The sequence below is a fragment of the Actinoplanes xinjiangensis genome (assembly GCF_003148685.1).
GTDB lineage: Bacteria > Actinomycetota > Actinomycetes > Mycobacteriales > Micromonosporaceae > Actinoplanes > Actinoplanes xinjiangensis.
Genome location: NZ_QGGR01000020.1, coordinates 48078 through 73732, shown reverse-complemented (window position 1 = coordinate 73732; position 25655 = coordinate 48078). Strand labels below are relative to the sequence as shown.

At 71.6% G+C, this 25655-nt stretch carries 26 protein-coding genes; 14 read left to right on the top strand and 12 right to left on the bottom strand.

Annotated elements, in window-relative coordinates; genetic code table 11:
* Positions 1-22: 22 nt before the first annotated feature.
* From BC793_RS34095 to BC793_RS34090, 3 genes are read left to right on the top strand one after another with little or no spacing between them, the layout of a single operon-like run.
* Positions 23-211, top strand: a complete 189-nt coding sequence (locus BC793_RS34095; RefSeq protein WP_109600078.1) for a hypothetical protein — start codon at positions 23-25, stop codon at positions 209-211.
* Positions 156-530, top strand: a complete 375-nt coding sequence (locus BC793_RS53030) for a DUF7737 domain-containing protein (RefSeq protein WP_444978761.1) — start codon at positions 156-158, stop codon at positions 528-530. Before BC793_RS34095 ends, BC793_RS53030 begins: the two co-directional genes overlap by 56 nt.
* The gene (locus tag BC793_RS34090; protein ID WP_109600076.1) at positions 527-1309 is read left to right on the top strand and encodes a DUF4253 domain-containing protein; all 783 of its coding nucleotides are present in this window, start codon (positions 527-529) and stop codon (positions 1307-1309) included. Before BC793_RS53030 ends, BC793_RS34090 begins: the two co-directional genes overlap by 4 nt.
* A gap of 101 nt (positions 1310-1410) precedes the next feature.
* On the opposite strand, the gene BC793_RS34085 is transcribed toward BC793_RS34090, so the two are convergent.
* The 4 genes from BC793_RS34085 to BC793_RS34070 all read right to left on the bottom strand — a co-directional run bounded on the left by BC793_RS34085 (position 1411) and on the right by BC793_RS34070 (position 5453).
* Positions 1411-2046 carry a response regulator gene (locus BC793_RS34085; RefSeq protein WP_109600074.1) on the bottom strand — a complete coding sequence of 212 codons (636 nt, stop codon included), beginning with the start codon at positions 2044-2046 and terminating at the stop codon, positions 1411-1413.
* A complete protein-coding gene (locus BC793_RS34080; RefSeq protein ID WP_146246570.1) occupies positions 2043-3368 on the bottom strand; it encodes a sensor histidine kinase in 1326 nt (441 codons plus the stop codon). The genes BC793_RS34085 and BC793_RS34080 overlap by 4 nt, the downstream gene beginning before the upstream one ends.
* A gap of 6 nt (positions 3369-3374) precedes the next feature.
* On the bottom strand, positions 3375-4670 hold the full coding sequence (locus BC793_RS34075; RefSeq protein WP_109600071.1) for a DUF418 domain-containing protein: 1296 nt from the start codon (positions 4668-4670) through the stop codon (positions 3375-3377).
* 135 nt (positions 4671-4805) lie between these two features.
* A complete protein-coding gene (locus BC793_RS34070; protein ID WP_109600069.1) occupies positions 4806-5453 on the bottom strand; it encodes a GOLPH3/VPS74 family protein in 648 nt (215 codons plus the stop codon).
* Between the two features lie 188 nt (positions 5454-5641).
* Between BC793_RS34070 and BC793_RS34065 the strand changes: the two genes are divergently transcribed.
* A complete protein-coding gene (locus tag BC793_RS34065) occupies positions 5642-6184 on the top strand; it encodes a hypothetical protein (RefSeq protein WP_109600067.1) in 543 nt (180 codons plus the stop codon).
* On the opposite strand, the gene BC793_RS34060 is transcribed toward BC793_RS34065, so the two are convergent.
* The gene (locus BC793_RS34060; RefSeq protein ID WP_239170435.1) at positions 6175-7335 is read right to left on the bottom strand and encodes a sensor histidine kinase; all 1161 of its coding nucleotides are present in this window, start codon (positions 7333-7335) and stop codon (positions 6175-6177) included. The genes BC793_RS34065 and BC793_RS34060 overlap by 10 nt on opposite strands.
* A gap of 134 nt (positions 7336-7469) precedes the next feature.
* Between BC793_RS34060 and BC793_RS34055 the strand changes: the two genes are divergently transcribed.
* Together BC793_RS34055 and BC793_RS34050 are read left to right on the top strand one after the other, a co-directional pair.
* Positions 7470-8096, top strand: coding sequence for a TetR/AcrR family transcriptional regulator (locus tag BC793_RS34055; RefSeq protein WP_109600065.1), 627 nt, complete (start codon positions 7470-7472; stop codon positions 8094-8096).
* Between the two features lie 192 nt (positions 8097-8288).
* Entirely contained in the window at positions 8289-10085 is a 1797-nt protein-coding gene (locus BC793_RS34050; RefSeq protein WP_109600063.1) for a flavin-containing monooxygenase, read from the top strand.
* Between the two features lie 43 nt (positions 10086-10128).
* Here the strand turns inward: BC793_RS34050 and BC793_RS49860 are convergent, their stop codons facing one another.
* The 3 genes from BC793_RS49860 to BC793_RS34035 all read right to left on the bottom strand — a co-directional run bounded on the left by BC793_RS49860 (position 10129) and on the right by BC793_RS34035 (position 12937).
* Positions 10129-10803: a lipoprotein gene (locus tag BC793_RS49860; protein WP_109600061.1), complete on the bottom strand. Its 675-nt coding sequence runs from the start codon at positions 10801-10803 to the stop codon at positions 10129-10131.
* A 61-nt stretch (positions 10804-10864) separates the two neighbouring features.
* Positions 10865-11647, bottom strand: a complete 783-nt coding sequence (locus BC793_RS34040) for a hypothetical protein (RefSeq protein WP_109600060.1) — start codon at positions 11645-11647, stop codon at positions 10865-10867.
* 183 nt (positions 11648-11830) lie between these two features.
* Positions 11831-12937, bottom strand: a complete 1107-nt coding sequence (locus BC793_RS34035; protein WP_158319440.1) for a phospholipase D-like domain-containing protein — start codon at positions 12935-12937, stop codon at positions 11831-11833.
* A gap of 94 nt (positions 12938-13031) precedes the next feature.
* On the opposite strand from BC793_RS34035, the gene BC793_RS34030 reads away from it, so the two are divergent.
* From BC793_RS34030 to BC793_RS34015, 4 genes are all read left to right on the top strand, one after another.
* On the top strand, positions 13032-13676 hold the full coding sequence (locus BC793_RS34030; RefSeq protein ID WP_146246568.1) for a hypothetical protein: 645 nt from the start codon (positions 13032-13034) through the stop codon (positions 13674-13676).
* Positions 13677-13777: 101 nt separating this feature from the next.
* Positions 13778-14371, top strand: a complete 594-nt coding sequence (locus BC793_RS34025) for an RNA polymerase sigma factor (protein ID WP_109600054.1) — start codon at positions 13778-13780, stop codon at positions 14369-14371.
* Complete coding sequence (locus BC793_RS34020) at positions 14361-14855, top strand: hypothetical protein (RefSeq protein ID WP_109600052.1); 495 nt, start codon at positions 14361-14363, stop codon at positions 14853-14855. The genes BC793_RS34025 and BC793_RS34020 overlap by 11 nt, the downstream gene beginning before the upstream one ends.
* Positions 14856-14876: 21 nt before the next feature.
* Entirely contained in the window at positions 14877-16085 is a 1209-nt protein-coding gene (locus tag BC793_RS34015) for a S8 family peptidase (protein WP_146246567.1), read from the top strand.
* Positions 16086-16110: 25 nt separating this feature from the next.
* Here the strand turns inward: BC793_RS34015 and BC793_RS34010 are convergent, their stop codons facing one another.
* Positions 16111-18849: a CHAT domain-containing protein gene (locus BC793_RS34010; protein WP_109600048.1), complete on the bottom strand. Its 2739-nt coding sequence runs from the start codon at positions 18847-18849 to the stop codon at positions 16111-16113.
* 690 nt (positions 18850-19539) lie between these two features.
* Here BC793_RS34010 and BC793_RS34005 point away from each other — a divergent pair.
* Positions 19540-19785: a hypothetical protein gene (locus BC793_RS34005; protein ID WP_109600046.1), complete on the top strand. Its 246-nt coding sequence runs from the start codon at positions 19540-19542 to the stop codon at positions 19783-19785.
* A gap of 1360 nt (positions 19786-21145) precedes the next feature.
* On the opposite strand, the gene BC793_RS52455 is transcribed toward BC793_RS34005, so the two are convergent.
* Together BC793_RS52455 and BC793_RS33990 are read right to left on the bottom strand one after the other, a co-directional pair.
* Positions 21146-22300, bottom strand: coding sequence for an alpha/beta hydrolase fold domain-containing protein (locus tag BC793_RS52455; RefSeq protein ID WP_282959003.1), 1155 nt, complete (start codon positions 22298-22300; stop codon positions 21146-21148).
* Positions 22301-22310: 10 nt separating this feature from the next.
* Positions 22311-22790, bottom strand: a complete 480-nt coding sequence (locus tag BC793_RS33990; RefSeq protein WP_109600044.1) for a YfbM family protein — start codon at positions 22788-22790, stop codon at positions 22311-22313.
* A 142-nt stretch (positions 22791-22932) separates the two neighbouring features.
* Between BC793_RS33990 and BC793_RS33985 the strand changes: the two genes are divergently transcribed.
* On the top strand, positions 22933-23679 hold the full coding sequence (locus BC793_RS33985; RefSeq protein WP_109600042.1) for an SAM-dependent methyltransferase: 747 nt from the start codon (positions 22933-22935) through the stop codon (positions 23677-23679).
* A gap of 25 nt (positions 23680-23704) precedes the next feature.
* Here BC793_RS33985 and BC793_RS33980 read toward each other — a convergent pair whose 3' ends face one another.
* Positions 23705-24175 carry a nitroreductase/quinone reductase family protein gene (locus BC793_RS33980; protein ID WP_203896449.1) on the bottom strand — a complete coding sequence of 157 codons (471 nt, stop codon included), beginning with the start codon at positions 24173-24175 and terminating at the stop codon, positions 23705-23707.
* Between the two features lie 82 nt (positions 24176-24257).
* Here BC793_RS33980 and BC793_RS33975 point away from each other — a divergent pair, with 82 nt between their 5' ends.
* Both BC793_RS33975 and BC793_RS33970 read left to right on the top strand, forming a co-directional pair.
* Positions 24258-25145, top strand: a complete 888-nt coding sequence (locus BC793_RS33975; protein ID WP_109600040.1) for a CPBP family intramembrane glutamic endopeptidase — start codon at positions 24258-24260, stop codon at positions 25143-25145.
* Positions 25117-25593: a macro domain-containing protein gene (locus BC793_RS33970; RefSeq protein ID WP_109600038.1), complete on the top strand. Its 477-nt coding sequence runs from the start codon at positions 25117-25119 to the stop codon at positions 25591-25593. The genes BC793_RS33975 and BC793_RS33970 overlap by 29 nt, the downstream gene beginning before the upstream one ends.
* Positions 25594-25655: the final 62 nt, after the last annotated feature.

Genomic DNA, 25655 nt, shown 5'->3' with positions numbered 1-25655 from the left:
ACCCCTGTTCTAGGGTTCCGGCATGGTCGACGTCGAGGTGCGCAGCCGGGTGACCGGCACATCCGAGGGCCTGCCGCCGGTGCCGGTGCGGCTGGCCGGGGAGAGCACGACCGCGCGGGACCTGATCCGCCGCGCGGTCGAGGAGCAGATCCGGCGTGCCGGCAGTTCCTCTCCGACGACGCTCTGCGTGCCCAGGCCGCGACCGGGGTGATCCGCATGCCGTCCCGGCCGGCCTCCCCACCCGATGTGGATCAGGAGGTCGCGCGGGCGCACCGGGCGTTCAGTCGCGGCACGTTCGTCCTGTTCAACGGGGGCCGTCAGGTCACCGGGCTAGCATCCACGTCGGACCGGCCGGCTACCTGTGCGTCGTCCCGGCCGGTTTCGGTGCCACCGCGCACCGCCGCCTGTTCCTGCCGTTCGCCGACGAGGACCGGATGACCAGCGTGATCCTCAGCAAGGTCCTGCTGTTGTCCGAGGACGACCGCATCACCGACCCGTCGATCCTCAAGCAGTTGAAGGCCCTCACGTGACGACACCCGCCCGGCCCCATCCCGGCCTCGGCGTGCTCGCCGCCGAGATCGCGGACCTGCCGCCCCTCGAGCCTCTCCTGGTGACTCCGTCCGGGGCGCAGATCACCGGGTTCCCGGCCGACAGCGACACCGGGCCGGACTGGTGGCGGCGGCTGCGCGACGCCTATCCGCGGAGCGGGCTGTGGCCGCTGCTGATGGACGACGACGCCTTCGAGTGTCTGGAGGACCCGTACACCTACGCGACGGTCGAGGAGTCGCTGGCGCAGGCGTACACCCTCGACGGGGCCGCGCTACTGGCCGAGTTCGGCGACCGTTCGCTGCGCGACTACTCCCCCGAGTACGCGGCGGAGATCCGTGCCGAGCTGGCCAGCGACGGTAGATGGCCTGAGCAGCCGGAACAACCCGGTCTCGGGTTGCGCCACGATGGGAACGGCCGGCCACTGGCGATCACGGTGGCCCTGGTGCCCGCCGCCGAGCCGTGGCTGGTTCCGGTGACCCTGCACTACGGCGGCTGGAACGGATATCCCGACCCGGCCGAGCATGCCGCCATCATGCGGCACTGGCTCGACCGGTACGGTGCCGAGCCGATGATCTGGACCGGGACGGCCCTGGACTACACGGTCACCCGCCCACCGCTCACCCGGCCGGAGGCCCTGGCGCTGGCCTGGAAATACCGGCAGTACAACGACGGCGAGTACGACCTGTACCGCGCCGAGACCCTCACCGACCTGGCCGCCGGTTTACTGAACGCCCCGGTCTGGCGCATGTGGTGGGACTGACCCGGCCGGTGGTTGAGCCGTCACCGCCGAGCCGACGGTTACGGCGACGCCGACAATGACAGTGACGGCGGCGCGAGGAGACCGCGACGGTTCCCCGACGATCACAGAAGGCCGCAGCGGTGGGCGGCGGAGACCGCCGACGCCCGGTCCGGGACGCCGAGTTTGGCGTAGATGTGCAGCAGGTGCGTCTTGACGGTGGCCTCGGTGACGAACAGGGCGGCGGCCGCCTCCCGGTTGGTGCGGCCCTCGGCGATCAGGGCCAGGACCTCCCGTTCGCGGGCGCTGAGTGTGGCTTCCGGCGCCGGGCGCCGCGGGCGCACCCGGGCCAGCAGCACAGCGGCCACCGACGGCGACAGGACGCTCTCGCCGCGGGCCGCCGCGCGGACCGCCCGGAACAGTTCCTCGCGCGGCGCGTCCTTGAGCAGGTATCCGATAGCACCGGCCTCCACCGCCGGCAGCACGTCCGAGTCCGTGTCGTGGGTGGTCAGCACCAGGATGCGGGTCTGCGGCAGGCGTTCCAGCAGCAGGCGGATCAGGGTGCCGCCGCTCGGCTCCGGCATCCGCAGATCGGTGAGGACGACGTCGGGCCGGGTGGCGGCGGCCACGGTCAGGGCCTCGGTGCCGTCGGCTGCCTCACCGACCACCTCGAGATCCGGTTGGGTGCCGAGCATCCCCCGCAGCCCGTCCCGGACGACCGGGTGGTCGTCGACGATCACCACCCTCAGCGGCGCGGTCATGATCCGGCCCCGATCAGGGGAACGGTGACACTGATCGCGGTACCGCCGCCCGGCGACGACTCGACCTCCACCGACCCGGCCAGGGCACCCACACGCTGCCGCAGCGCCGTCAACCCGAACCCGCCGGTCACCGGTGGACCACCGGATTCGCCGACCGCCGCGGTTCCAGGCGGGTCACCGGAGCCGATGACGGCTGCGGTTGCGGTTGCCAGCGGACGACCGAGCTCGGAGACGGCGGCGGTTGCCGGCGGATCACCAGACCCGGTGACGGTGGCGTCGGTGGGCGGGGAAGGTGCGGGGGCAACGGCGGCGAAGCCGACACCGTCGTCGTGGACGTCGAGCACCACGACATCCTCCATGTACGACAGGGTGACGTGGGCACGCGAGGCCCGAGCATGCCGGCGGATGTTGGACAGGGTCTCCTGGACGGCCCGCAGCAGGGTCACCTCCACCTCGGAGTGGACGGGGACCGGGGTTCCGGTCATCGTGTAGCGCGCCGGGATCCCGTACATCGAACTCCATGTCGTGACGGTGTGGCTGATCGCCTCGCTCAGCCGGGCACCTTCCAGAGGGCCGGGCCGTAACGCCTCGATGGACCGGCGCACCTCGTCGAGGCTCGTGCGCGCCAGCGCCCGGGCGGTGTCCCACCGGCCGCGGATCTCCGGTGGCACCTCGGCGACCGCCTCCAGCTGGGTGATGATGCCGGTCAGGCCCTGCGCGACGGTGTCGTGGATCTCCCGGGCCAGCCGGGCCCGTTCGTCGGCGATGCCGGTGGCGCGGGCGAGGCGGGCGTTCTCGGCGTTGACCGCCAGCAGTTCGTCGTTGAGCCGGCGGCGGCGGACGGCCTCCCGTTCCATCGTGCGGATCATCGCGCCGAACAGGGCGGCCAGCGGAGTCGCGACGCCGACGCTGATCAGGGCACCGTCGAGGTCGAAGCCGGTCACCACCAGGCCGGGGAGGTTGGCGGCGACGACACCGGCGTAGGCGAGCCGGCCGGGCAGTGCCACGAACGCGAGCACATAGCAGGCCGGGACGAGCAGCTGGAACGCGTCGCTGCGCAGCATCAGCACGGTGCTGAGGGCCAGTACTCCGGTGAAGTAGCCGACGTTGAGCCAGGACCGGCGTTCCGGCCACTCGGGGTGGGCCAGCACGAACCACCAGTGCCAGCCCGCGAAGGCCGCGGCGACGGCCAGGGTGACCAGGCGATACGTCCACGGGTGGGCGCCGAGCAGGGAGGCCGCGGCGGCGACGGCGAGCAGCGGGTAGGGGGCGAGCGCCCACGCCCGGTTCCACCGGCCCAGCTGCTCGTCCACAATCGTCACCGCCCATCATCGCGCGCCGGCCGAACTGGGCGGAGGGCCGGAAGCCGCCGCCCCAGGAGACGCCGCCCCAAGAGACGCCGTCCCACCGGAGGGCGTTCCAGCAGACGCCGTCCCAGTCGAGGACGTCTCAGCCGAGGACGTTCGGTAGGTGAGGCGGCGCAGCAGGACCTCGGCCGGGCCGCGCAGGCCGCGGGCCCGCATCGCGGCGGCCAGGAACACCGACGCCAGCCAGGTCGTCACGGCCACCGCGGCGACTCCCGCGGTGCCCAGCTCGGCGCCGAGACCGAGGCTGTACGGCAGCGGCGTCAACAGGAGCACGAACACCACCGACTGGAGCAGGTAGAACGTGAGCGACCGCTGGCCGACGGCGGCGAGCGCGCGGGTCACCGGTCCGGGCCGGTCACCGGAGCGCAGGGCGAGGAGCCCGATCAGCGCGGCGTATCCGAGCCCGCCGGCGATCCCGGTGATGGCGTGGAGGGCGTTGACCGCCCACTGCGCGAGCACCCCGTCCGGTGTCCAGAGGTGGCCGACCATGAGCCCGGCCGGCAACCCGCCCACGACGGCGAGGGTCAACCCCACCGCGGCGGTACGCACGAGCAGCCCCCGATGGGCGCCGGGTTCGGTGAGGACGCCCCGGCGCCCGGCCCAGGTCCCGACGAGCACGGCGCTGCCCACCCCGATCACCCCGAGCGGTGTCATCAGCCACTCGGCCGGGCGCAGCATCAGTGCGGTCCAGGGTGCGGAGATCTCGAACGACCAGAAGAACGACCGTTCCCCGGTGGCCGGTGACAGGTAGGCCGCCCCCTGCACCGCGGCCACCACGATCAGCCACAGTCCGGCGGCGGTCAGCAGGCGGCGGTCGGCGACCGGGATCAGGGCGACCAGCAGGAGGCCGACGAGCCCGTACAGCCCCAGGATGTCACCGGGGAACAGCAGCAGCGCATGTGCGAACCCGAACCCGATCAGCCACCGGCTGCGCCGCCGCAGCAGGCGCCTGATCTGGTCATCGGGCAGTCCGGCGGCCCGCTGCCGCTGGTGGATCTGCACGATGCCGTAGGCAAACAGGGCGGCGAACATCGGGTACGCCCGCGCGTCGACCAGTGTCACGGTGACGATACCGACGATCCGGTCGAGCAGGCCGTGTTCGACGATGTGCTGGCGCGGGCCGTAGGGCCGGGCGTGCAGGTAGACGACCGAGTTGGCCAGGGCGATGAGGGCGAGCATCAGGCCGCGGGCGAGGTCCGGGGCGAGTGCCCGGTCCCGCAGCCGGACCGGTCCGGCGGTGTTTCGGTGAAGGGTCATGATTACAGCCTGTAGCCGCGGGGCCGCCCGCAGATCGACCGATCCACCGGCCTGCGAGGTCCACCGCCACCGGCCGGGCATCAACCGATCAGTCGATGCGGCCCGGCGCCGCCCCGCCCGCCATGGGCGCGTGCCTCAACGGGCGGCGGCCGGGGCGGGGTCGGCGGACGCGGCGCGGGTGTGCCCGACCAGGGTGGCGAGTGGTGGCGGCATCCGGCGGCGGAACTGGTCGGACAGCCGGGCCCGGTCGCGCGGGTTGCAGGTGCCGAGGACGAACTCGTCGAGGCCGGTGGCCAGGATCAGCCCGGCCAGCATCAGATCGGCGATGTCGAGGTCGTCGTTGTAGGAGAGGTGGGTGCGGATCCGGGTGGCCGGTTCGCCGGGACGTTTCGGGTCGGCGAGGACCAGGGTGGTGGTGCCGGGGCCGAGCAGGCGGCGCCGGGTCGCCGGTCGTAGCACACCGGCCGCGACGAGGCGCCGCTCGACCAGTGGCGCGGCGCCGGTGGCGAAGTAGCCGATCCACTGCCCGATGCCGTACGGGCTGCTGTCCGCCATCCGGTGCAGGACGGCGGAGGTGGCCGGGTCGCCGGTGGGCGTGGTGTCGGACACGTACACCAGGTCCCCGTCGGTCCGCAGGCGCCGCCAGAACATCAGCTCGCCGAGCAGTGCGGCGCTCAGGCCGACGCCGAGGACCCGGTAGGGCAGCAGCGAGCGGCCACCTATGCCGTCGTGTGCGGCCAGGTAGAAGTCGTCGGCCGGTGCTGCTGTCGGCGGCGATGTCATCGGCTCAGCCCCAGAGATCGACGTCCGTGTCGAACCGCGAGATTATCCGCAAATGGTTGCCGCAAGGTTGCGGCCCGGTGAGAGGTGGCCGGGGAAACGCGTCGTAGGGTGAGCAACGGCTCTCACGTGCGGCACGAACGTGTCGATACGGCAAGAGGATCACGCGGTCGCATCGGAGCGGAGGTCGGATGGACGAGTACGGTACGGATTCCGCCGGGGTCGGGGCGGCCCCCTCGGTGGCACGCCTGCTGCTGGAGTTGCGCAGCCGGGCGACCATCGACGTGAAGACACTGGGTAAGGCGCTACAGGTGCGCCCGCAGGGCAAGACGGGCGTGGCGGTGCGCATCCACCCGGGTGGGGTGGATTTCGCCGTCGACCGCGACCGGGCCAACGACGTGGCGCTGAGCATGCCGGGTGCGTTCGTGATCGACCCGGACGATCCGGACTGCTGGGTGTCGGTGCAGGCGGACTACATCGACGACAACTACGACGCGCTGCTGGATGCCACCGCCGAGGCGGTCGAGCTGCGGGCGGCGGGTAAACCGGCGCCGGTCAAGCGGGCCCGTGCGGCGGCGGCGCCGAAGGCCACGGTCCCCAAGGCGGCGGGCACGACCGCGGCGAAGACGCGGGCCGCTGCGAAGCCGGCGCCCCGCCCGGATCCGCCGCGGTGCCCCAAGTGCCGGCAGTACGAGCTGTTGGCCAGCGGCGAGTGTCCCTCGGGTTACTGCTGATCGGACGGGGTTCCGGGCGGTGGTGGGAAGGTGACCACCATCGCCACCCCGGGTTCGCGTGCCTCGGCGGCCGCCTGGCCGCCGTGGGCCGCGGCCAGCTGCCGGACGATCCACAGGCCGAGGCCGACGCCCTGTTCGCCGCCGACCGCGAACTGGCCGAACAGCCGGGGCCGCAGATGGTCCGGGATGCCGGTGCCGTGGTCGCGCACCTCGAGCCGGTCGCCGGTGGCGTCGCGGGTGAACCGGACGATCACCGGCTCCCGGCCGTACCGCAGCGCGTTGCTGATCAGGTTCATCAGGATCTGTTCGAAGCGCTGCTTGTCGACGTGGACGATCAGGTTCTCGTCGACGTCGGTGCGCACGTCGGCGTCCTCCCGGACATAGGACAGGGCGTCCTTGACCAGCAGGTGCGCGGCATGCGGCGCCCGGTCGAGCTTGAGGTGCCCGGTGCTGTCGATGCGGTGCAGGTCCAGCAGGCCGTCGGCGAGGCGGGCGATGCGCGCGGTCTGCCGCAGGGCGGCGGCGATCATCTTGACGTACGGCCCGGTCGCGGTTTCCTGGAGATCTTCGAGGACCAGATGTACGGTGCTCAGCGGCGCCCGTACGTCATGGGCCAGGGTGTTGATCATGGCGGCGCGCCACTGCTCGATGCGGGACAGCCGGTCGCGTTCGTCGCGTAGGCCGCGGGCCTGCGCCTCGATCAGGAAGGCGACGGCCAGCGCGATCGGCATCAGGACACCCGCGCTGCCGAGTACCAGGGGCGGCTGCCCGGTGAGGATCAGCGGGACCAGGTAGGCGAGGGTCGCCGGGATCGCGAACAGGGCCAGGATCCAGCGCGGGAAGTGCAGGGCCGCCCAGGCGTAGAGCAGCACCAGGAACGGGCCGGTGCCGGCCGCCACCCCGCCGAACGACCAGGTGGACAGACCGAGCACGCCGAAGCCGGCGAGCCCGAGGACGGCGGGGCCGTATCGGCCGAAGCGCCGCCACGGGACCAGCAGGCCGATCAGGGCCAGGCTGAGATCGCAGGCGGCGACGACGAGCAGCCGGCCGGTGTGCAACGGGTCGTTGAGGATGCCGACGAGGGCGAGCAGCCCGGCCACCACGAAGAGCACGGCCGCCTGCCGGGCCGCGGCCCGCGGCCCGGTTCCCAACAAACGGAAGGGTCCGGTTTGCACAACTCTGGCAGCATATAGCGGCCCACGGGAGTGAACGGGCGACTCCGGTGACCCACCCGGGCCGGTGCAGGCCCTATCCTTGCGCTTTCCCCACGGCACGGAGTTCGACGATGAGCACGGGCGGGCGGCGCGGGCGGGCCGGACAGGCGGAGCAGACCCGGGCGCTGATCCTGGCGACGGCCGAGCGGCTGTTCGCCGAGCATGGCGTGCACGCGGTCTCGAACCGGCAGATCGGCGAGGCGGCCGGCCAGGCCAACAACGCGGCGGTCGCCTATCACTTCGGGACCAAGACCGATCTGGTACGGGCGATCATCCGCCGCCACTCGGTGCCGACCGAACGGATCCGCCGGCGGCTGCTGGCCGTGCACTCCGGCAGCAGTGACCTGCGGGACTGGGTGACGTGTGTGGTCCGGCCGATCACCGACCATCTGATCGATCTGGGCCATCCGAGCTGGTATGCACGGTTCTCGGCGCAGCTGATGACCGAACCGGCGCTGCTGGAGGTGGCGGCCGAGGAATTCCAGAACGCGTCCGGGTTCCTCGCGGTCATCGACGGGCTCCAGCGATGCGTTCCGGACCTTCCCGAGGAGGTACGGCAGGAGCGCACCCACATGGCGCACACCCTGCTCGTGCACTTCTGCGCCCAGCGGGAACGTGATGCGGCGCCGGGGTGGGAGGCGACGGCGGCCGGGCTGATCGACGCGATCGTGGGGATGTTCACCGCACCGGTGACCTGACGACGCCTTTTTCGCGGGGCCTGAGGGCGGCCGATCGTACGATATGCGGCTTTTGATCTGGGGTGTGGCTGAGGTTCACGCCGATTTTTCGGACATCCGTGTGGTGGAGCACGCTTTTGGTAAGACAAGTGCTTTAAATTGTGCCCTCTGAGTTTGGTCGCAGCACAGGATCAACCCCGCGAAAGGGCCCGCATGTCCCCCTCACCCCCCATCCCCCACCGCCTCAAGCCCGAGGACCTCGCCGCACTGCGCGAGCGTTACCGGGTGGAGCGGGAACGGCGCATCCGGCCGGACGGCGCCGCGCAGTACCGGCGGGCCGCCGGCGAGTTCGGCTACTACGCGAAGGACCCCTACACCGAGCGGGCCGAGCGGGATCCGAAGACCGACCGGGTCGAGGCGGTGGTGATCGGTGGCGGATTCGGCGGGCTCCTCACCGGTGCCCGGCTGCGGCAGGCCGGCGTCGAGCAGATCCGCATGATCGACGAGGCGGGCGACTTCGGCGGCACCTGGTACTGGAACCGCTACCCCGGCATCCACTGCGACATCGAGGCGACCGTCTACATGCCGCTGCTGGAGGAGGTCGGGTACGTCCCGAAGTGGCGGTACGCACCGGGCGAGGAGATCCGGCAGCACTGCATCGCCATCGCCAAGCGTTTCGACCTGTACTCCGACACCATGTTCCACACCCGCGTCACCGGCCTGACCTGGGACGAGGAGAACGCCGAATGGCAGGTCACCACCGACCGCGGCGACGACTTCCGGGCCCGCTACGTGGTGATCTCCTCGGGCACGCTGACCCAGCCGAAACTGCCCGGCATCCCCGGCATCGAGGACTACCGGGGACACACGTTCCACACCAGCCGCTGGGACTACGGCTACACCGGCGGTGACCAGACCGGCGGCCTCACCGGGCTGGCCGGCAAGAAGGTAGCGGTGATCGGCACCGGCGCCACCGGCATCCAGGCGATCCCGCACCTCGCCGAGTCCGCCGAACAGCTCTACGTCTTCCAGCGCACCCCGTCGACGGTCGACGTCCGCGACAACCGGCCCACCGACCAGTCGGTCCTGGACAGCGTGCGGCCCGGCTGGCAGCGGGAACGGATGGACAACTTCCTGACCCTGGTCACCGGCGGCCACGTCGAGGAGGACCTGATCGGCGACCGCTGGACGTCGACGGCGAAACTCCAGCGGCAGATGCTCACCGGCAGCGTCGACGCCAACATCTCCGAGGAGGAACGCGAATACCTCGACGAGATGGCCGACTTCCGCAAGATGGACGAGATCCGCGAGCGCATCGACGCGACCGTCACCGACCCGGCCGTCGCCGAGCTGCTCAAGCCCTGGTACCGGTACATGTGCAAGCGGCCCACGTTCAGCGACCACTACCTGCAGACGTTCAACCGGCCCAACGTGACCCTCGTCGACACCGCCGACCACGGCGGGATCACCCGGATGACCGCCACCGGCGTCGTCGTCGGCGACACCGCATACGAGGTGGACTGCGTCATCTTCGCCACCGGCTTCGAGGTCGGTGTCTCCGGCGTGCTCTCCGGCACCCTGCCGGTCACCGGCCGGGGCGGGATGCCGCTGCTCGGCCACTGGCGCAACGGGCCGCGGACCCTGCACGGTTTCTACAGCCACGGCTTCCCGAACCTGTTCCACCTCGGAGCGCTGCAGAACGCCGCCGCCGTCAACTTCGTGCACGTGCTCCAGGAGCAGGCCAACCACATCGCTGCGGTCGTCGGCGAGGCCGAGAAGCGCGGCGCCCGCTGGATCGAGCCGAACGCCGAGGACGAGGAGGCATGGGCGGCGGTCATCTTCCAGACCGCGCCGAAGACGTTCAAGTTCCAGTCCGAGTGCACCCCCGGCTACTACAACGGCGAAGGCAACCCGCGGCCGGTCATGTTCGCCTACGGGCCGGGACCGGTCGCCTTCCACGAGTTGCTGCGTGAGTGGCGGGCCGACAGCATCGACGCCGTCCTGCACTGAGGGTGCGTCCCGGGGCGGTCGGCCGCCCCGGGACGATCCGCTCCTAGGCCTGGATCTTCACGGACTTCCGCGCCAGCTCGTAGGCCGGCAGCATCGACGTGAACTCCCCGGTGTCGAGCGGGGCCAGCTGCACCACGACCATGCCCGCCTTCGTGTTCATGGCGAACGCGGTGTACCTGCTGCGCATGTCGTACTCCTTGTCGAAGGTCTCCCACGACGCCTCGGCGGCCTGCGCCCCGCCGATCTGCACATCGGTGATGTCGGTGCCGGACACCTCCCGCTTGCCGACCGCGGCCTTCACGAACTCCTGGAGGTGCTCGGCCGGCGCCCCGCTGAGCCCGTCGGCCACGTGCACCCGCAGGAACCCGATGCTCCCGGCCGGTTTGGCGTCGATCTCGCAGACCACGGTGAACTCGCCGACCTTGGCCAGTGCGGCCAGCTCCCCCAGCTTCTTCACGTCGACCGCCTTGGCCTTCCAGTCGGCGGCCGTCTGGAAGGAGAACGGCAGCTGACACGGCGTGCCCTTGGCGCCGATCGACGCGCCCGCGGCCGCGGCGGGCACCCCCGCCGGTGCGCTGGCGGACGGCGCACCGGTCGCCGGCGCGCTGCTCGCCGGTGGCGCCGCCCCGGTGGGCCCGGCCGGGTCGTCGGAGGAGCAGCCGCTGACGGCGAGCAGGAGCGCCAGCGCGGCGCCCGCCGATGTGTACGTGGTCTTCACAGTCGGGCAACTTACACGCCGGGTACGACACCGGTGGGGTCAGCGACCGGCCACCGGCGGATCAGGCGCCGCCCGGAAGGGCACGGCCCGCTGCCCCACCACCGAGGATCCCGAGCTTATCGGTGTAGTAGTCCTTCGCGGCGTCCAGGATCCCGTCGACGATCCAGGCGTTCACCCCACCGGCCACGACGGCGCCGAGAATCGGAACGAAACCGGAGAGGACCTTCCCGGACAGTTTCGCCGACAGCTTGGCCGCGAGTTGCCCGGCGACCTTGGCACCGAGCTTCCCGCCCGCCTTCGCGCCCGCTTTCGATCCCACCTTCTGCCCGGCCAGATATCCGAGACCGCCCATCATCGTGTGCACACCGCTGTTGACGGCGACCGGATTCCCGGCCACCAACGGCATGAACCCGGCGACCGTACGACCCAGCGCGGCCTGCTTCATCGCCGCGGTGAAGTCGTCGGCGCCCACCCAGTAGAGGACGATCGCGGCCATGTCGTCGGCACCGAGGATGTCGCCGCGCCCCGCCTGATACCCGAGGATCGCCCCGGCCCCGTGCCCGGCCACACCGAGCCTGTTCACCACGAACGCGACGTCGGCCACCATCGCGGCCAGGTGATAGCCGGGCAGGATCGCCGACCCGGCCCCGGAGGCGGTGACCATGGCGACCTGCCTGGCATGCCAGTCCCCCATCGCCTGCCGATGGCTGCCCGCGTAGATGTCCGCCAGATCCGGCGTCATGGAATTGATGGCGGAGATGAACTTCTCGGCGAACTTCTCAGCAATCCCCACAGCCACCCCAGAAGCCGGCCCGACGAACAGTGCCAGCCATTCGAGCAGCACACCCGCCCCATCTCAAGCCGGGTAATCACTTCGGCAACGACAATCCACCACCATTACCCGCACGCCGATTCCACATTTCACCCACTCGGGCGAAGCCCCACCCACCGCCCCGGCCACCCCGTCGGCCGAGGTCACGACCGGCTCCCGCTTCGACCGCGCCGAAGCGTCGCCGTGCCGGTGCCCTCAGGCCGGGACCGGGTGGGCGAGGTCGGTGACGATGCGGTCGATCTCGGCGAGGGCGTAGGCGGCGAGCCGGCGCTGGGCGGTCTCGGCGGCCGGGTCGGTCTCCTCCAGGTCGCCGAGCACGACGATGTTCTCGTCGTTGAGGGTGTTGGCCGGCGCCGTGAAGTTGAAGCTGCCGGCGACCACCAGCCGCCGGTCGATGATCATGAGTTTGTGGTGGACCTTGCGGACGCCGTTGCCGAAGGTGTTCTCGTAGAGGTCGGCACCGGCCGCCTTCAGCCGCTTGGTGGCCGCCCACTCCTGCGAGCCCTGCCCCCGGTCGAGGACGCCGCGGATCGGGATGCCCGCCCGCAGCAGCCACTCCATGGTGTCGTCGATGCCGGACGACTGGGCGAACGTGAACATCGCGAAGTCGACGCGTTCGGCCGCCTTCAGCATCTGCTTCATGATCTCCATCTCCGGGCCGTGGTACGGGGCGAAGATCGGCTTCACCCGGATCCGGCCGAGGCGGAACTCCGCGGGGCGCGGGTTGACCCGTTCCTGGAGGGCGCCGAACGTGCCGGACCGCATCCGCTGGAACTCGGCCAGGTAGAGGTTCGCGGCGGTCTGCCCGCGCAGGATCACCAGGTGGTTGAGGTTGTTGCCGCGCTGTTCCGGGTTGTCCGGCGGGTTGATGCCGGTGTCGGTACGGGTGAAGTTCGTCGAGCCGGTCAGCACCGCCGCGGTGTCGCGCCCCGGATCGCGGACGATGAACTTCTGGTGGAAGATCTTCGGGTTCAGGTCGGTGATCAGGTCCACGCCGGCGCGCAGCAGAGCGGCATGGATGACCCGGTTGGACTCGTTGTCGCCGCTCACCGCCCACGGATCGGCCCGCGGTGGATCCTCCCGCAGGTAGTCGCCCTCGAGGATGATCTGGATGCGGACCTTGCGGAGTTTGGCGGCCAGCACCGCCTCGGCGATCGGCCGGGAGTCCAGCTCCTGCACGGCGATCAGCAGCGTCTCGGCCGCACCGTCGATGAACTCGCGGATCACGGCGTCCAGGTCGTCCGGCCCGCCGAGCACGGGTGGTCCGGCGTAGAACTCGACACTTCCCAGGTCCAGGCCCATACCCTCAGTGTCGGCCCAGGACCGCCCGGCCGGCCTCGTTTGATCGGATCGTCCGATCGGCTGAGCGACCCGGTGACACTCTAGGATCCGGTTCATGTTCGACACTGCGGCGCAGCTACGGCCGCGAATCGTTGACCGGGCCGGGGTGTGGGATTTCCTGCGCCTGTTCGCGGCCGCATGGGGCCTGTCCGGCACGGGCCGTTCGTTCCGCGGGCCGATGCCGGCGGCGCTGCGGGAGGCGTACGCGCTGGGCACGGTCCTGGACCGGGCGGGGCCGCAGACCGAGGACGGCGTCCTGATCTTTCACTGGGCCGACTCGCAGATCACCGACACGTGCTGGGGTGTGCCGCTCGATCACCTCGACGGTGACGACCCGCCGGTCGTCGTCAACACCGGGGGCGGCTGGCAGCCGTACGTCGATCGGGTGTCCCTGGCCTGTGTCGACATCGCCCTGACCACGGTCGTGCAGGAGCACGACGAGAAGCTCTGCAACGCCGCCGAGCTGCCCGCCGCGCTGGTCGGCCCGGCGCTGGCGGGCTTCGACCGGGTGCCGCTGCCCGACCTGCCGATGTGGATCGACGTCGAGGAGTCGCCGGTCCGCTGGTATTCCGGGCCCGGTCAGCTGCTGCGCACCCACGGCGAGGGCGGGGTGTGGCTGTGGGTGAGCGCCCAGTCCGACACCGCATTGTCCGGCCTCTATGCGGCGATGCCCGGCGCGCGGGACCACTGGAGCAACTGACCCGGAGCGCCCACGTCATACTGATCGACTGACGCCGACGACATTGTGGTGAGGATTCCCAGTGCGGGCCGGGTCACGCGGAACGACCGAAGGAGGGCTCGATGGAGCCTGAGGAGACGGCGGCGCTCGTACGGCGGGCGGCGGCCGGCGACGCGTCAGCCTGGGAGGACCTGGTCCGGGCGTACGCGGGTCTCGTCTGGTCGGTGGCCCGAGCCTACCGGCTGGGCCGGGCCGACGCCGAGGACGTCAGCCAGACCACCTGGGAGCGGTTCGCGCGCTCCCTGGACAAGCTGACCGACCCCGGTCACGCCGGTGCCTGGCTGTCCACGACCGCACGCCGGGAGTCGCTGCGGGTGCTCGCGGCCCGCAACCGGATGGTCCCGACCGGCGACCTGGCGTGGATCGGGCCGGCGCGGGAGGACGAGTCGCCGGAGGAGATCGCCGTCGCCGCCGACGAGGAGGTCCGCCGCGACGCGCTGGCCGGCCGGCTGTGGCAGGCGCTCAACCAGCTCGGCGACAACTGCCAGCGGTTACTGAGGGTCCTGATGGGCGAGCCGGCGCCGTCGTACGCGGACGCGGCCGCCGCCCTGGGGGTGCCGATCGGCTACCTCGGGCCGACCCGGCGGCGTTGTCTGGAGAAACTTCGCAAACTCGCGGATGTATCAGAGCCGGCGGAGCAGGGTCATGACTGGTGACGAAGACCTGCCGCCGTCCGAGGAGGAGGCCGACGCCATGAATGTGGACGCGGCATTGAGCGCATTGATCGCACGGGTGGATCCCATGCCGCCCGAGGTGGCACGGTATGCGGTTGCCGCGTTCGCGTTCCGCTCCGACGGTGAGGACTTCGCCGACCTGGAATGGGATTCGCTCACCGACGCCGAGGCCCTCACCCGTGGCCCGGACGACGTGCGGATGCTGGTGTTCGGCCCGGCCGGGCCGGACGGCATCCGGGTTCACCTCGGCCTCTCGCGTACCGCGTCGGGGTTCGAGGTGGACGGTTTCGTCGAGCCGGCCGGCCACACCGAGGCGGAGTTGCTCCACGACGGGGGAGCCGTCCGCCGGCCGATCGACACGGCGGGCAGGTTCTACAGCGACCTGCCTGTGGTGCGATCGATCCGGCTGCGGCTGCGGGGCACCGAATCCGCGCCGATCGTCACCGGTTGGGTGGCGCTCGGCTGACCGCGAGAAAGCGAGACGACGATGCCCGGAGAGACCAGCTTCCCGAACCCGTGGGCGCTTGATCCACGAGTCCGGCGCACTGGCAACACCTACTACATGGCCAATGAGATCCTGGTGGCCGCGGACGACGCCGGAATGGTCCGCGGCGCCATGCGGGGCCTGGGCGCGCAGCGGAGCGAGGCCCCCGACGGGATCGACGAGTACGTTCACCGGTACGTGCTGCCGGATACGGGCGACGACCCGCCGGTCGTGCCGACGGTGGTGGGCGAGCTGCGGGCTCTGGGCAACAGCCCCCGGGTCGGGCTCAACCACGTGTTCGCCGCCAACGCCATCCCGATCAGCGGCCAGCCGAAACTGCACGGAGGCACCGCCACCGACCCGGCGCCCGCCCCGAACCCGGAGGTGGGCGACCAGGCCACGGACGGTCGCGTGGTGCGGGTGGCGGTCATCGACACCGGCCTCGACCCGGCGGCGCTGACGCTTCCGGTCTTCTACCAGCACCAGCGGCACGGCCGGCATGAGCCGGACGCGGTCTATGAGAACCAGGCGATCCGGCGGATCGGTCTCATGGGCGGGCACGGCACAGCGGCGGCGGGGATCATCGCGCGGTACGCACGGCGCGCCCACCTGACGTCGATCCAGGTGCTCAACGTCCACGGGATCTGCGACGAGTGGACGCTGGCGGCCGGCATTCTGCGGGCCCGTGACGCCGGCGCCGAGGTCATCAGCATGTCGCTCGGCGGCACCTACGTGGGTGACGAGGAACCACTCGCACTCAAGGCGGTCCTCGACGACCTGCCCGCCGGGACCGTCGTGGTCGCGGCCGCCGGCAACGTGGACGCGGCCACACCCAACTTCTACCCGGCCAGCAGGCCCGGGGTCATCTCGGTGGCCGCGATCGACACCACCGACCCGGCCGGGGCCGAGGTCCCGGCGACGTTCAGCAACACCGGTGACTGGATCACCGCGTGCGCGCCGGGGGTGCGGGTCCACGCGCCGTACGTCTTCGGCACCTGGACCTACGGGACCAACCCGATCGACTTCACCGGGGCCGTCGCATGGAGCGGCACGTCGTTCGCGGCACCGTTCGTGGCGGCGCAGATCGCGGCCGCCACGACACTGAAGGAGACATGCGCGGAGGCCGCGGACCGGCTGATCGGCGGGTTGCAACAGTCGTTCCCGGGCTACGGCAAGTACGTGGCGGCACCGGCGGGGTTCACCCTGCCCTGACCGATCATCATGCTCCGATGATCGGTCAGCCGGCACCGTAACAGACGTACGCGGCCGCGGCCGGGTCGTCGCCGGACTCCCGCTGGGCCTCGGCCAGAGCGGCCGCCGGTGACCTCCCGGACCGGAGGTGCTCGTGCAGGCGAAGCATCACATCGCGGGCGGCACCGTCGCGCACGGGGGCGACGGTGGCGACCACGGAACGGGTGCCCATCGCCAGCAGCGCGGCGGCGAATCCCATGATCTCGTCGCCGCGGTGCACCGTCGACATGCCCGAGTCACACGCCGACAGCACCACCAGCCCCGGTGGCCGGCGCAGGCCCTCCAGGTCGTAGACGGTCAACGGCCCGTCGCCCAGCCGCAACGCCGAGAACTGCGGGTTGTCCGCCCGGAACGTGCCGTGCGCGGCGATGTGCGTACGGCCGGCGCCGTCCATGGCGTGCAGCACCGCCGCGACCCGCGCATCGGCGCCGAGCAGCGCCGACGTCGCGCCGTACCGCCCGGCCAGGGAGGTGATCTCGTCGGCCGCGCCCGGCAGTCCCGGACCCGCCACCAGCACCGTCCCGTCGCCGGACGGCTCGGCGGCGACCGCACGCAGCCAGGCCGCGGCGCTCGGCGCCACCGACACCGTCCGGTCCCGGCACGCCGGAAGAAGCCGCCACGGTACGCCGTGCAGACGCCCCGACGGCACGATCACCAGGTCGGCACCGCCGATCCGGCTCCGCAGCGGGCCGAACAGGATCGTGTCGAGCCGCTCCCCGCCGGCCTCTCCCCCGCCGGACCGCAGCGACATCCGGTGCAGCGCGAACCGCAGCCCGCGCACCTCGGCGTCCACCGCCGTGACCGGCCCCAGCTCGTGCCGGGTCAGCCGGCCACCGGCCAGCACCACCGCATACATCGTGTCGCCGACGGTGATCAGCTCGACCAGCGCGCGGTCACCGAGGCACGACGTCAGCGCACCCACGTCCCAGCCGGCCGCCCGCGGCCCGACCCGCCGCTCGGCCAGGCGCGACCCGGCGAGAGCGGTGGCGTCCGAGGTGCCGGGGCGGGCCCGGCGAGTGCGTTCGCGGATCGACCGTTCCAGGTGGGCCTGCCGCTGACTGTGCCGGCGGGCGTCCCGGCCTTCGGCGAGGGCCTGTTCGCGTTCGGCGGCCACCGCCCGCAGCTCGGCGATCTCCGCGGCGAACCCGTCGTCGGCCGGCGGATGCGCCGGCCGGGCCTGCTGCGCGGCCGCCCGGCCACGCTCGGCCCAGGTGAGCAGCGCCCGCGCCGACCCGTCCGCCACCGCCACGTCCAAGGCGGTACGCACCAGCTCCAGCCCGTGTTCGGCAGCCCGAACCCGCAGCTCGGTGGCGCCGAGGGTGAGCCGGTGCTCGTCGAGCGCACGCAGTCCCGCCCGCAGCGCGGCATCCGCGCCACGCCGGTCCCCGCCGGCGATCCGCAGCAGCGCCTCAGCATGCCAGGCACTGACCCGCTGCGCCGCCGGGCTCACCGCCCCGCGCGCCCGGCCGGTGTGCCGCAGCAGCTCGGTCGCCTCGGCGGTCCGGCCGGCCGCCAGCGCGCACCGGGCGGCGATCAGCGCGGCATCGGACGCCGCGACCGCCCAGCCACCGGCCCGTAACTCCTCGGCACCGGCCACCGCCGCCCGCAGCAGGTCCGGCCCGTGTCGCCCGGCCGCCCAGTCGGTCCGGATCAACATGTAGCGGGCCACCGCGGCCCAGCCCGGCCGGCCCTGCTGATCGAAGGCCCGCCCCGCCAGTCGCGCCGCCTTACGTGCCTCCGCCGTCGCACCGCAGGCCAGCGCGGCGGCGGCCAGCAGCAGCCGGGCCTCGGCCAGGTCGGCGGCCATCCGGCGGCGGGCCAGCTCCCGCACGGCCGCCGCCGCCACCTCCCGGGCCTCCTCGTGCAATCCCGCGGAGAGCAGCACGTCGCAGCGGTCCATCATGATCAGAGCGGCGGAGAGATTGTTGCGGACATAGTGTTCCTCGGCCGCGGCCAGATGCGTGAGCGCGGCGACGACCTGCCCCGCCCGCCCGGCCGCGAACCCACGGTTCCAGCGCACGTCGGCGACCGCCAGATCCTGGCCGAGCTTGGCGTACAACTCCTCGGCGCGCAGCAGGTCCGCCTCCGCCGGGCCGGGGCGCCCCCGGTACGCCTGGAGAACCCCCCGGTTGTTGAGCACCTTCGCCTGCCACAGCAGGTCACCCTCACGCCGGAACACGGCCAGCGCCCCGCCGTACTCGTGCAGCGCCTCCTCGAGAAGACCCCGCCGCTGCGCGACGACGGCGAGCTGATGACGCAGGCGGGCGGCTTCGAGCCCTTCGAGATGCGCCGACGCGGCCTCCCCCAGGCGTACGGCACCAGGGATGTCGCCCTGATCGGCCCGCACCAGCGCCAGCGTCATCCGGGCCCGCGCCGCCGGCACCGGAAGCCCCGCCTGGTCGGCCACCGCGACCGCCCGCCGCAGGTGCAACGCCGCCGACCGCATCCGGTTGCTCTCCCGGGCCGCCAGCCCGAGCACCCGTTCCGCCGCCGACTCGGCCCCGGCGTCACCCACCCGCCGGGCCGCGGCCCGAAGCCGCAACGCCTGGCCCCTCGCCACCCGCGGATCGATGTGGACGAGCCGCATCGCTTCCGCCGCCACGTCCGCCAGCACCGGGTCACCGGCCGGGGCCGTATGGCCGGGTTTCGGCTCCCGCTCGCCCGTCGACGCCCAATCGGCCGCCGGCATGATCCCGATCAGCGACGTGACGCCCATCGACGGCATGGCGCCACTGGGCGGCGTCGAACCAGCCGGCGGCGTCAGGTCAACCGGCGATGTCGGGCAAACCGGCGACGTGACGTCAGCCGCCGACGTCGTACCGACCGGCGTAGCGACGGGCGCCGTGGCGCCGGGCAGCGTCGTATCGACCGCCGCCGCGGTACCGAGTGGCGGGGCTGTGCCGACCGGAGCGGGCGTACCGAGCGGCGGCGTCGTGTCAGTCGGCGGGGTGGGATCGGCCATGAAATCACCGGCCCCCGGATGTATCAGGGTGGACACTGGCCCCTCCTTCTGTACATGACACCGGTTGAGAAGGCGAACTGGATCATCACATCGGTGGTCCAGGGTGGAGTCAACGTAGGCAGTGTGCCGGTGTTCGCGTTGATGTCCGCGCGCGGATCCCCGGAGGCTCAACCGTGACCTCTTCCAGGCGGCCGGGTCATTCCACCCGGCGCCTCTGATCTATGGCTGTTTCGCCGGTCAGCGGCTGGTTCAGCGGCTGACCAGACCGATCACCGTCCGCGGTTCGCCGCCGGCCGGAGCGCCGGGAGTGACCACCTGCCCGGTCGGCGCCCCGCGTTCCGGCCGGCCGCGAACCGCGGACGGGAGGCCACCGGCGAAACCGGGCCACCCACGACATCCCACCGGGCATCGCGTGCCGGAGCACATCACCTTCACCGTTCCCAAGGAGCAGAAGTGATCGACGCTGATCTGATGGACAAGATCCTGATCGGGCTGATCGGAGTGACCGCGGACGTCTCTGAGCGCGTCCTGGACCTGGTCTCGGAATTCGCCGACGAACTCGGCGACCTCTCCCACGACGACGTCGTGAAACTCGTCGAAGTCGCGGTGACCGCGACCGCCGGCACCGCGGTGACCGCGGCCTTCAACAAACGCCGCTCACTCGCCCACGCCGACGCCGAGATGACACCGATCGGCTGAACCTGCCACGGAGTCGAACGAAGACAACACATTCGTCCGTCCAGGACGCCACGCCCGGTCAGGCAGGAGAGGAAACGGCCAGGCAACCGCCCGACAGCAGCTGGCCGATCCGGTAGCGGACCGGCCGATCCAGAAGAAGCGGCCAGGCAACCGCCCGGCGAAAGCACGGCCGGCCCGGTAACGGGCCGGCCGGTCCAGGGGGAGATCGGTCAGACCGAGGGGGGCCCGGTCAGATCGAGGGGGCCCGGTCGAGCCTGCGGGCTCGGCCGGGCCGGGGCCACGGGTGCCGCATGCCCGTAGCCGCGGGTCCGAATGCCGGTTCGCCGCGCTCACCCACAACGGCCGGCCCGCCAAGTGCCGCATGCCGGTAACGGCAGGCTCGGATGCCGGTTCGCCGCACTCACCCACAACGGCCGGCCCACCAAGTGCCGCATGCCGATCGCGGCGGGTTCGGTTGTCGGTTCGCCGCGGTCGCCCACAACGGCCCGCCAAGTGCCGCAGCCGGTCGCTGGCGGGCGTCGGATGCCGGTAATTGCGGTGTCGGATGCTGGCCCTGCTTAAGATTCAGGCCTACGAGACCGAGTTGAAGCACAGAGAACTTCGGAGTCAGGGCCCATGCCGCCCACCCACCCTGTTGTGGAATTCCGGCGCATCGCCATCGCAGAACTCCCCAAGATCAAGTTGGGGCTTTCTTCCGCGTGTGGGTTCGGGGCACGGATGGGAAGTGAACCGCACAGATGCGGCGACGGACGGTTACTGCCCGCGGCGGGGCGGCCCGGCTCCGGTCTCCGGCTCCATCGCCCCGGCCCAAGTGGTCTGCGAAGGACGATGGGAGCACACGCAGCGCTTGTGCGAGTTCCCATCGTCGCCATGACCGGGTTCAACGCACACAATCCGCGGATCGTGTGCGTCTATGTGTGCCAGGACGAAGTGGGAGCCCACATTAAGCGATTGTGTGCGTTGACCAAGGTTGTCGCGCCGCCGTCCCCGACACGCGTCACGTCGATCCCCGCGAAATCAGCGGCGGATGTGGGCAGTGCCCATACCGCGCGAGTTGCCGTAGGAGCGGCAACACGGCAGGTCCGGGCAACGCGACAGGTGCGACAGCTCCGGCAACGCGACAGGCCCAGCAACACGGCAGGTCCGGCAATCCGACAGGTGCGACAGCTCCGGCAACGCGACAGGCACAGCAACGCGACAGGTCCGGCAGGCATGGCAATCCGACAGGTCCGGCAACTCGACAGGTGCGACAGGCACGGCAAGACGGCAGGCACGGCGAGCACCTTTTGCCGGTGACGCAGCCCTGGTCGCGGAGAGGCGGACGGATGGTGACTGCAGGCGTTTCGACTGAGGGCGGCGGTCAGGTGGGTGGGCGGGTGGTAGTTGCTGCGATGTGGTCGATGATCGCCTGACGGCCGGGGCGGGCCTCGGGGACCGGGAGCAGCGGGTAGACGTGCACGGCTCCGGGCTCCTCGTGGTAGGTGAGGGGGACGGACGGCGGGAGGCGGTCGCGGAGTAGGCGGCAATCCGGCAGGGTGATGTCTCGGGTGCCGACCAGGATCTGCAGTGGGGGCAGCCGGGTCAGGTCACCGAACAACGGGCTCAGACGAGGGTCCTGAAGGGGTACCTCACCGGCCCAGGCGGCTGCCAACGGGCGCAGGCCTGGGCGGCGCAGCCACGGGTCGTGAGGTTCCACCGCGTCGACCTCGGGGTTGCTGATCGACAGATCGAGCCAGGGCGCCATCGCGGTCACCCCGACCACTCCCCCGGATCCGTCGTGGGCGGATCCGGGTGCGGAGCCGGCGGATCCGGGTGCGGAGCCGGCGGATCCGGGTGCGGAGCCGGCGGATCCGGGTGCGGAGCCGGCGGATCCGGGTGCGGAGCCTGACACCCGGGCTGGCGCGGAGCCGGACGCAGAACTGGACACGAAGCCGGATGCGGAGCCGGACACGAGGCTGGATGCGGAGCCGGGCGTGGCGGATGGGTCGGCGGGGTCGGTGGGCGCCCCGATCGGGGCTGTGGCGGCGCCGACAGGGCGGTGAGTCGCCTGGGCGGCCAGCAGGGCGAGGCCTCCGCCGGCGGAGTCACCGGCCAGGTAGCAGCGGCGGCCCCGGGCCGTCTCGGCGGCGATCACGGCGGTGACGAAATCCAGGGCCTCCAGGCCGTGGTGGTGGGGCGCCAGACCGTAGATGGGGACGGCGACCTCGTGACCCGTACGGGCGGCGATGAAGGCGACCAGTGACCAGTGCTGGCGGACGATCTCGCTCGTGTACGCCCCACCGTGCAGGTAGATGACGGTCACGCCGGTGTCGGGGCCGTGCGGGCGGACGCGGTGCAGGTCGAAGCCGTGGTCGCGGGTGGTGCTCACGGCGTACCCCTGGAGGATCGCCGGAGGCGGCCTGGACGGGCCCTTGGGGCGGGCGAGGGTGCGCAGACCCGCCGCCTCGGTGGTGAATCGGCGCTGGTAGGCGAGCCTGGTGAAGGCGGCCACCACGGACATCTGCCAGCTCGTCACGGTGCCTCGCTCATGTCGCGGTGAAGATGACGGCACGGCCCGCGGCGGCGGCCCGCTGGTAGAAGGCCCGGACGTCGACGAAGTTGGACCAGGTGTATACGAAGTCCTGATCGTCGGCGGCGCCGGTGTAGTCGTCGTCGAAGTCCCCGAAACGGGCGCGCAGCCATGGCTCGTCGATGTCGAGCAGGGCCGCGGCCACGTCGCGCACCTCGTCGGCGGTCACGTGCACCACATAGATCTCGTCGTGCAGGTGGCGGCCGCCGGCCACGGTCAGCGAGAGGGGCGGATCGCCGGCGTCCGGGTCGAGGCTGCCGTCGGTGAGACAGCGGTGGATCGCGTCCCACGCCTTGTCGGTCTCGACCTGGAGGGTGTCGTCGGTCCACTCCTCCTCGAGGTTCTCGATGATCTCGCTGACGGCGGCGTCGTCGCCATCCGCGTCGAGCAGCGATTTCTCCTGCTCGGCGGTGATCGCGAAGTGCACTCCCAACATGGCGCCGATAATAGGTCGCCCCTCCGACAAAAATCCGGCTACCTTGGCGGCCTCACGGTCCTACCTGAAGGGGTGGCTACTATGCGTGTCCTCGTCGGTGTCGTTTCGGTCATCCGTACATCCGACGTGAGGAATCGTAGAAGTGGATCTGCCTCGTAGTTTTGCCGTCCGCGAGCGGGATCACCGTATCCACGACCCGTTCACCGCCGAGAAGATGGCCACGCTGGGTCAGGCCATCCGGTTGCGTCCGGGGATGTCGGTGCTCGACCTGGCCTGTGGCAGCGGCGAGATGCTGTGCCGGTGGAGCCGGGATCACGGGATCACCGGCGGCGGCGTCGACATCAGCACGGTGTTCCTGGCCAAGGCGCGGGCCCGCGCCGGGGAGCTGGGTGTGGCCGAGCGGGTGACGTTCACGCATGGTGACGCCTCCGGGCATGTCGCCGCGGAGCCGGTGGATGTCGCCGCGTGTGTCGGCGCCACCTGGATCGGCGGCGGTGTCGAGGGCACGATCGCCCTGCTGGAGCGCAGTCTGCGGCCCGGTGGGACGCTGCTGGTCGGTGAGCCGTTCTGGCGGCTCGACCCACCGGATCAGCAGGCGGTCGAGGGCAGCGGTGCCGGTTCGCGGGACGACTACCGGGACCTGCCGGGTCTGGTGGAGTCGTTCGGCCGGCTCGGCTGGGATCTGGTGGAGATGGTGCTAGCCGACGAGGACAGCTGGGACCGGTACGTGGCCGCCCAGTGGTTCACCGTCCGGGCCTGGCTCGACGAGAACCCGGACGATGAGCTGGCCCCGGCATTCCGTGCCGAACTGGACACGGCGCCGTTGAACTACGTCCGCTACCAGCGGCGCTACCTGGGCTGGGGAGTCTTCGCCCTGAAGCGGCGCTGACCGCACGCCCCGGGCCGGGTGGGTGTCACCCGGCCCGGGGCTCCAGGACGACGACGGCGGTCGGGGTGGACCGGCCGGCCGCGAAGGCGTCGAGGTCCTTGCTGGTCTCGCGCCACAACGCCCACAGCCGTTCGTGTTCGGCGCCCTCGGCGGCGCGCGCCCGGACAGCACGTTCGCCACCCGGCCAGACGGCGTGGGCGTCCGGGTTGGCCTGCAGGTTGAGCCACCAGGCCGGATGCCCCTCGCCCCAGCCGTTCATGGCCAGGGTGAACAGGTTCGGGCCGTCCTCGCGGTAGGCGAGGATCACCGGACGTTCCCGGCCGCTGCGACGACCGGTCACGGTGAGCCGCATGGTCCCCCAGCGCTCCGGCGTGGCCCGTTGGAGGGCGAACCGGCCGCCGGTGGCGCGGTAGAGGCCCCGGTGCACCGCCCAGGCGGTACGGATGAACCAGCGCGGCGGAAGCCACGGGCGTTTCGGACGATGATTCTCTGACACACCGATCACCTCGTACGGGAGTCGACTGCGATGCCCTGGCCATCCACTGTGTCACCGGTGGGCCAGCCGGGATACTGGCGCGATGAGGTCACGGGGCGACGTCGGGGTGTTCCTGGGGATGGCGTTCGGGCTGCCCTGGCTGTTGTGGGGGTTCGAGCAGGTCACCGGGGTGCGGGTCCTGTTCTGGGCGGCGATGGTGTCGGTGGCGGTCGCGACGTGGGTGGCGGTGCGGTATGTGTGGCGGCCCGCCGAGGGGGTCGCGGCGGCCACGTCGATCACGCCGGTACGGCCGTGGCGGCGGACGGCGGCCTGGTGCGGGTTCACGTTCGTGCTGTTCCTCGCGATGTCCGCGGCGGCCGTGGCGCTGAACGCGGTGACCGGCGTCTACCCGGCCGACCTGGACGGCTTCTCGGCGCTGCGGGACGCCTACGCGCCGGGCACCGCCGGGCGGTCCGGTGTCCCGTGGGACCTCGTCGTGCGGGCGCTCGTGGCGAACCTGATGCAGTTCGTGCTGATCCTGCCGCTGGCGTTCTGCGAGGAGTGGGGCTGGCGTGGTTATCTGCTGAACCGCTGGAGGGATCGGCTGGGCACGTGGCCGGCGCTGATCCTGATCGGGACGCTGTGCGGGGTGTGGCATCTGCCGTTCTTCGTGCCGGCCGGTGTGGACGGGCTGTGGCCGCTGCTGCCGTTCACGGTGTTCTGTGTGTTCTTCGGGGTGCTGCTCGGGTGGCTGCGGCTGGCGTCGGGGTCGATCTGGCCGGCGGTCGTCGGGCATGCGGTCAACAACACCGTGGTCTTCGGCTTCGTGCAGGTGGTGGTGGCCGACAAGGCGGCGGAGGACCGGATCGACGGGTGGCTGACCGGGCTCAGCGGCTGGCAGGGCCTACTGATCATGGGAATGGCGATCGCGGTGCTCGCCGTCCGTACGCGAAGATCGTCGGGTGTTGGAGTTGAGAGTCGTCAAGGGTGATGCGACCAGTCCGCAGGCCAAGGGGCCGAAGATCATCGCGCATGTGTCGAACGACATCGGTGGATGGGGCAAGGGGTTCGTGGTGGCGATCTCCCGGCGCTGGAAGGAGCCGGAGCGGGCGTTCCGGCAGTGGCACCGGGAGCGGGCCGGCAACGACTTCGGGCTCGGTGCGACGCAGCTCGTGCAGGTGCAGCCGGATGTGTGGGTGGCCAACATGGTCGGTCAGCGCGGCATCAGGACCGGCAGTGGCGGTCCGCCGGTGCGGTACGAGGCGATCGGGCGGTGTCTGCACACGGTCGCCGGGCACGCCGCCCGGCTGGGGGCGTCGGTGCACATGCCACGGATCGGGTGTGGGCTGGCCGGCGGCAGGTGGGAGCGGATCGAGCCGATGATCGTGGCGGCGCTGTGCGAACGCGACATTCCGGTGACCGTCTACGACTTCGACTGACCGCCGGGGTGGGGGCGTAGGGTGGCGGTGACACCTTCAGCAGCGAGGGGCCTACCGCCGCG

Coding starts and splice junctions, on each gene's coding strand:
- BC793_RS34010 (WP_109600048.1), bottom strand. CDS start 18,849: ATGCCGTCGATGGGCGTCACGTCGCTGATCGGGATCATGCCGGCGGCC.
- BC793_RS34050 (WP_109600063.1), top strand. CDS start 8,289: ATGTCCCCCTCACCCCCCATCCCCCACCGCCTCAAGCCCGAGGACCTC.
- BC793_RS34015 (WP_146246567.1), top strand. CDS start 14,877: ATGCCCGGAGAGACCAGCTTCCCGAACCCGTGGGCGCTTGATCCACGA.
- BC793_RS34070 (WP_109600069.1), bottom strand. CDS start 5,453: ATGACATCGCCGCCGACAGCAGCACCGGCCGACGACTTCTACCTGGCC.
- BC793_RS34035 (WP_158319440.1), bottom strand. CDS start 12,937: ATGGGCCTGGACCTGGGAAGTGTCGAGTTCTACGCCGGACCACCCGTG.
- BC793_RS34085 (WP_109600074.1), bottom strand. CDS start 2,046: ATGACCGCGCCGCTGAGGGTGGTGATCGTCGACGACCACCCGGTCGTC.
- BC793_RS34065 (WP_109600067.1), top strand. CDS start 5,642: ATGGACGAGTACGGTACGGATTCCGCCGGGGTCGGGGCGGCCCCCTCG.
- BC793_RS34075 (WP_109600071.1), bottom strand. CDS start 4,670: ATGACCCTTCACCGAAACACCGCCGGACCGGTCCGGCTGCGGGACCGG.
- BC793_RS34030 (WP_146246568.1), top strand. CDS start 13,032: ATGTTCGACACTGCGGCGCAGCTACGGCCGCGAATCGTTGACCGGGCC.
- BC793_RS33975 (WP_109600040.1), top strand. CDS start 24,258: ATGAGGTCACGGGGCGACGTCGGGGTGTTCCTGGGGATGGCGTTCGGG.
- BC793_RS34025 (WP_109600054.1), top strand. CDS start 13,778: ATGGAGCCTGAGGAGACGGCGGCGCTCGTACGGCGGGCGGCGGCCGGC.
- BC793_RS33990 (WP_109600044.1), bottom strand. CDS start 22,790: ATGTTGGGAGTGCACTTCGCGATCACCGCCGAGCAGGAGAAATCGCTG.
- BC793_RS34095 (WP_109600078.1), top strand. CDS start 23: ATGGTCGACGTCGAGGTGCGCAGCCGGGTGACCGGCACATCCGAGGGC.
- BC793_RS34055 (WP_109600065.1), top strand. CDS start 7,470: ATGAGCACGGGCGGGCGGCGCGGGCGGGCCGGACAGGCGGAGCAGACC.
- BC793_RS34020 (WP_109600052.1), top strand. CDS start 14,361: ATGACTGGTGACGAAGACCTGCCGCCGTCCGAGGAGGAGGCCGACGCC.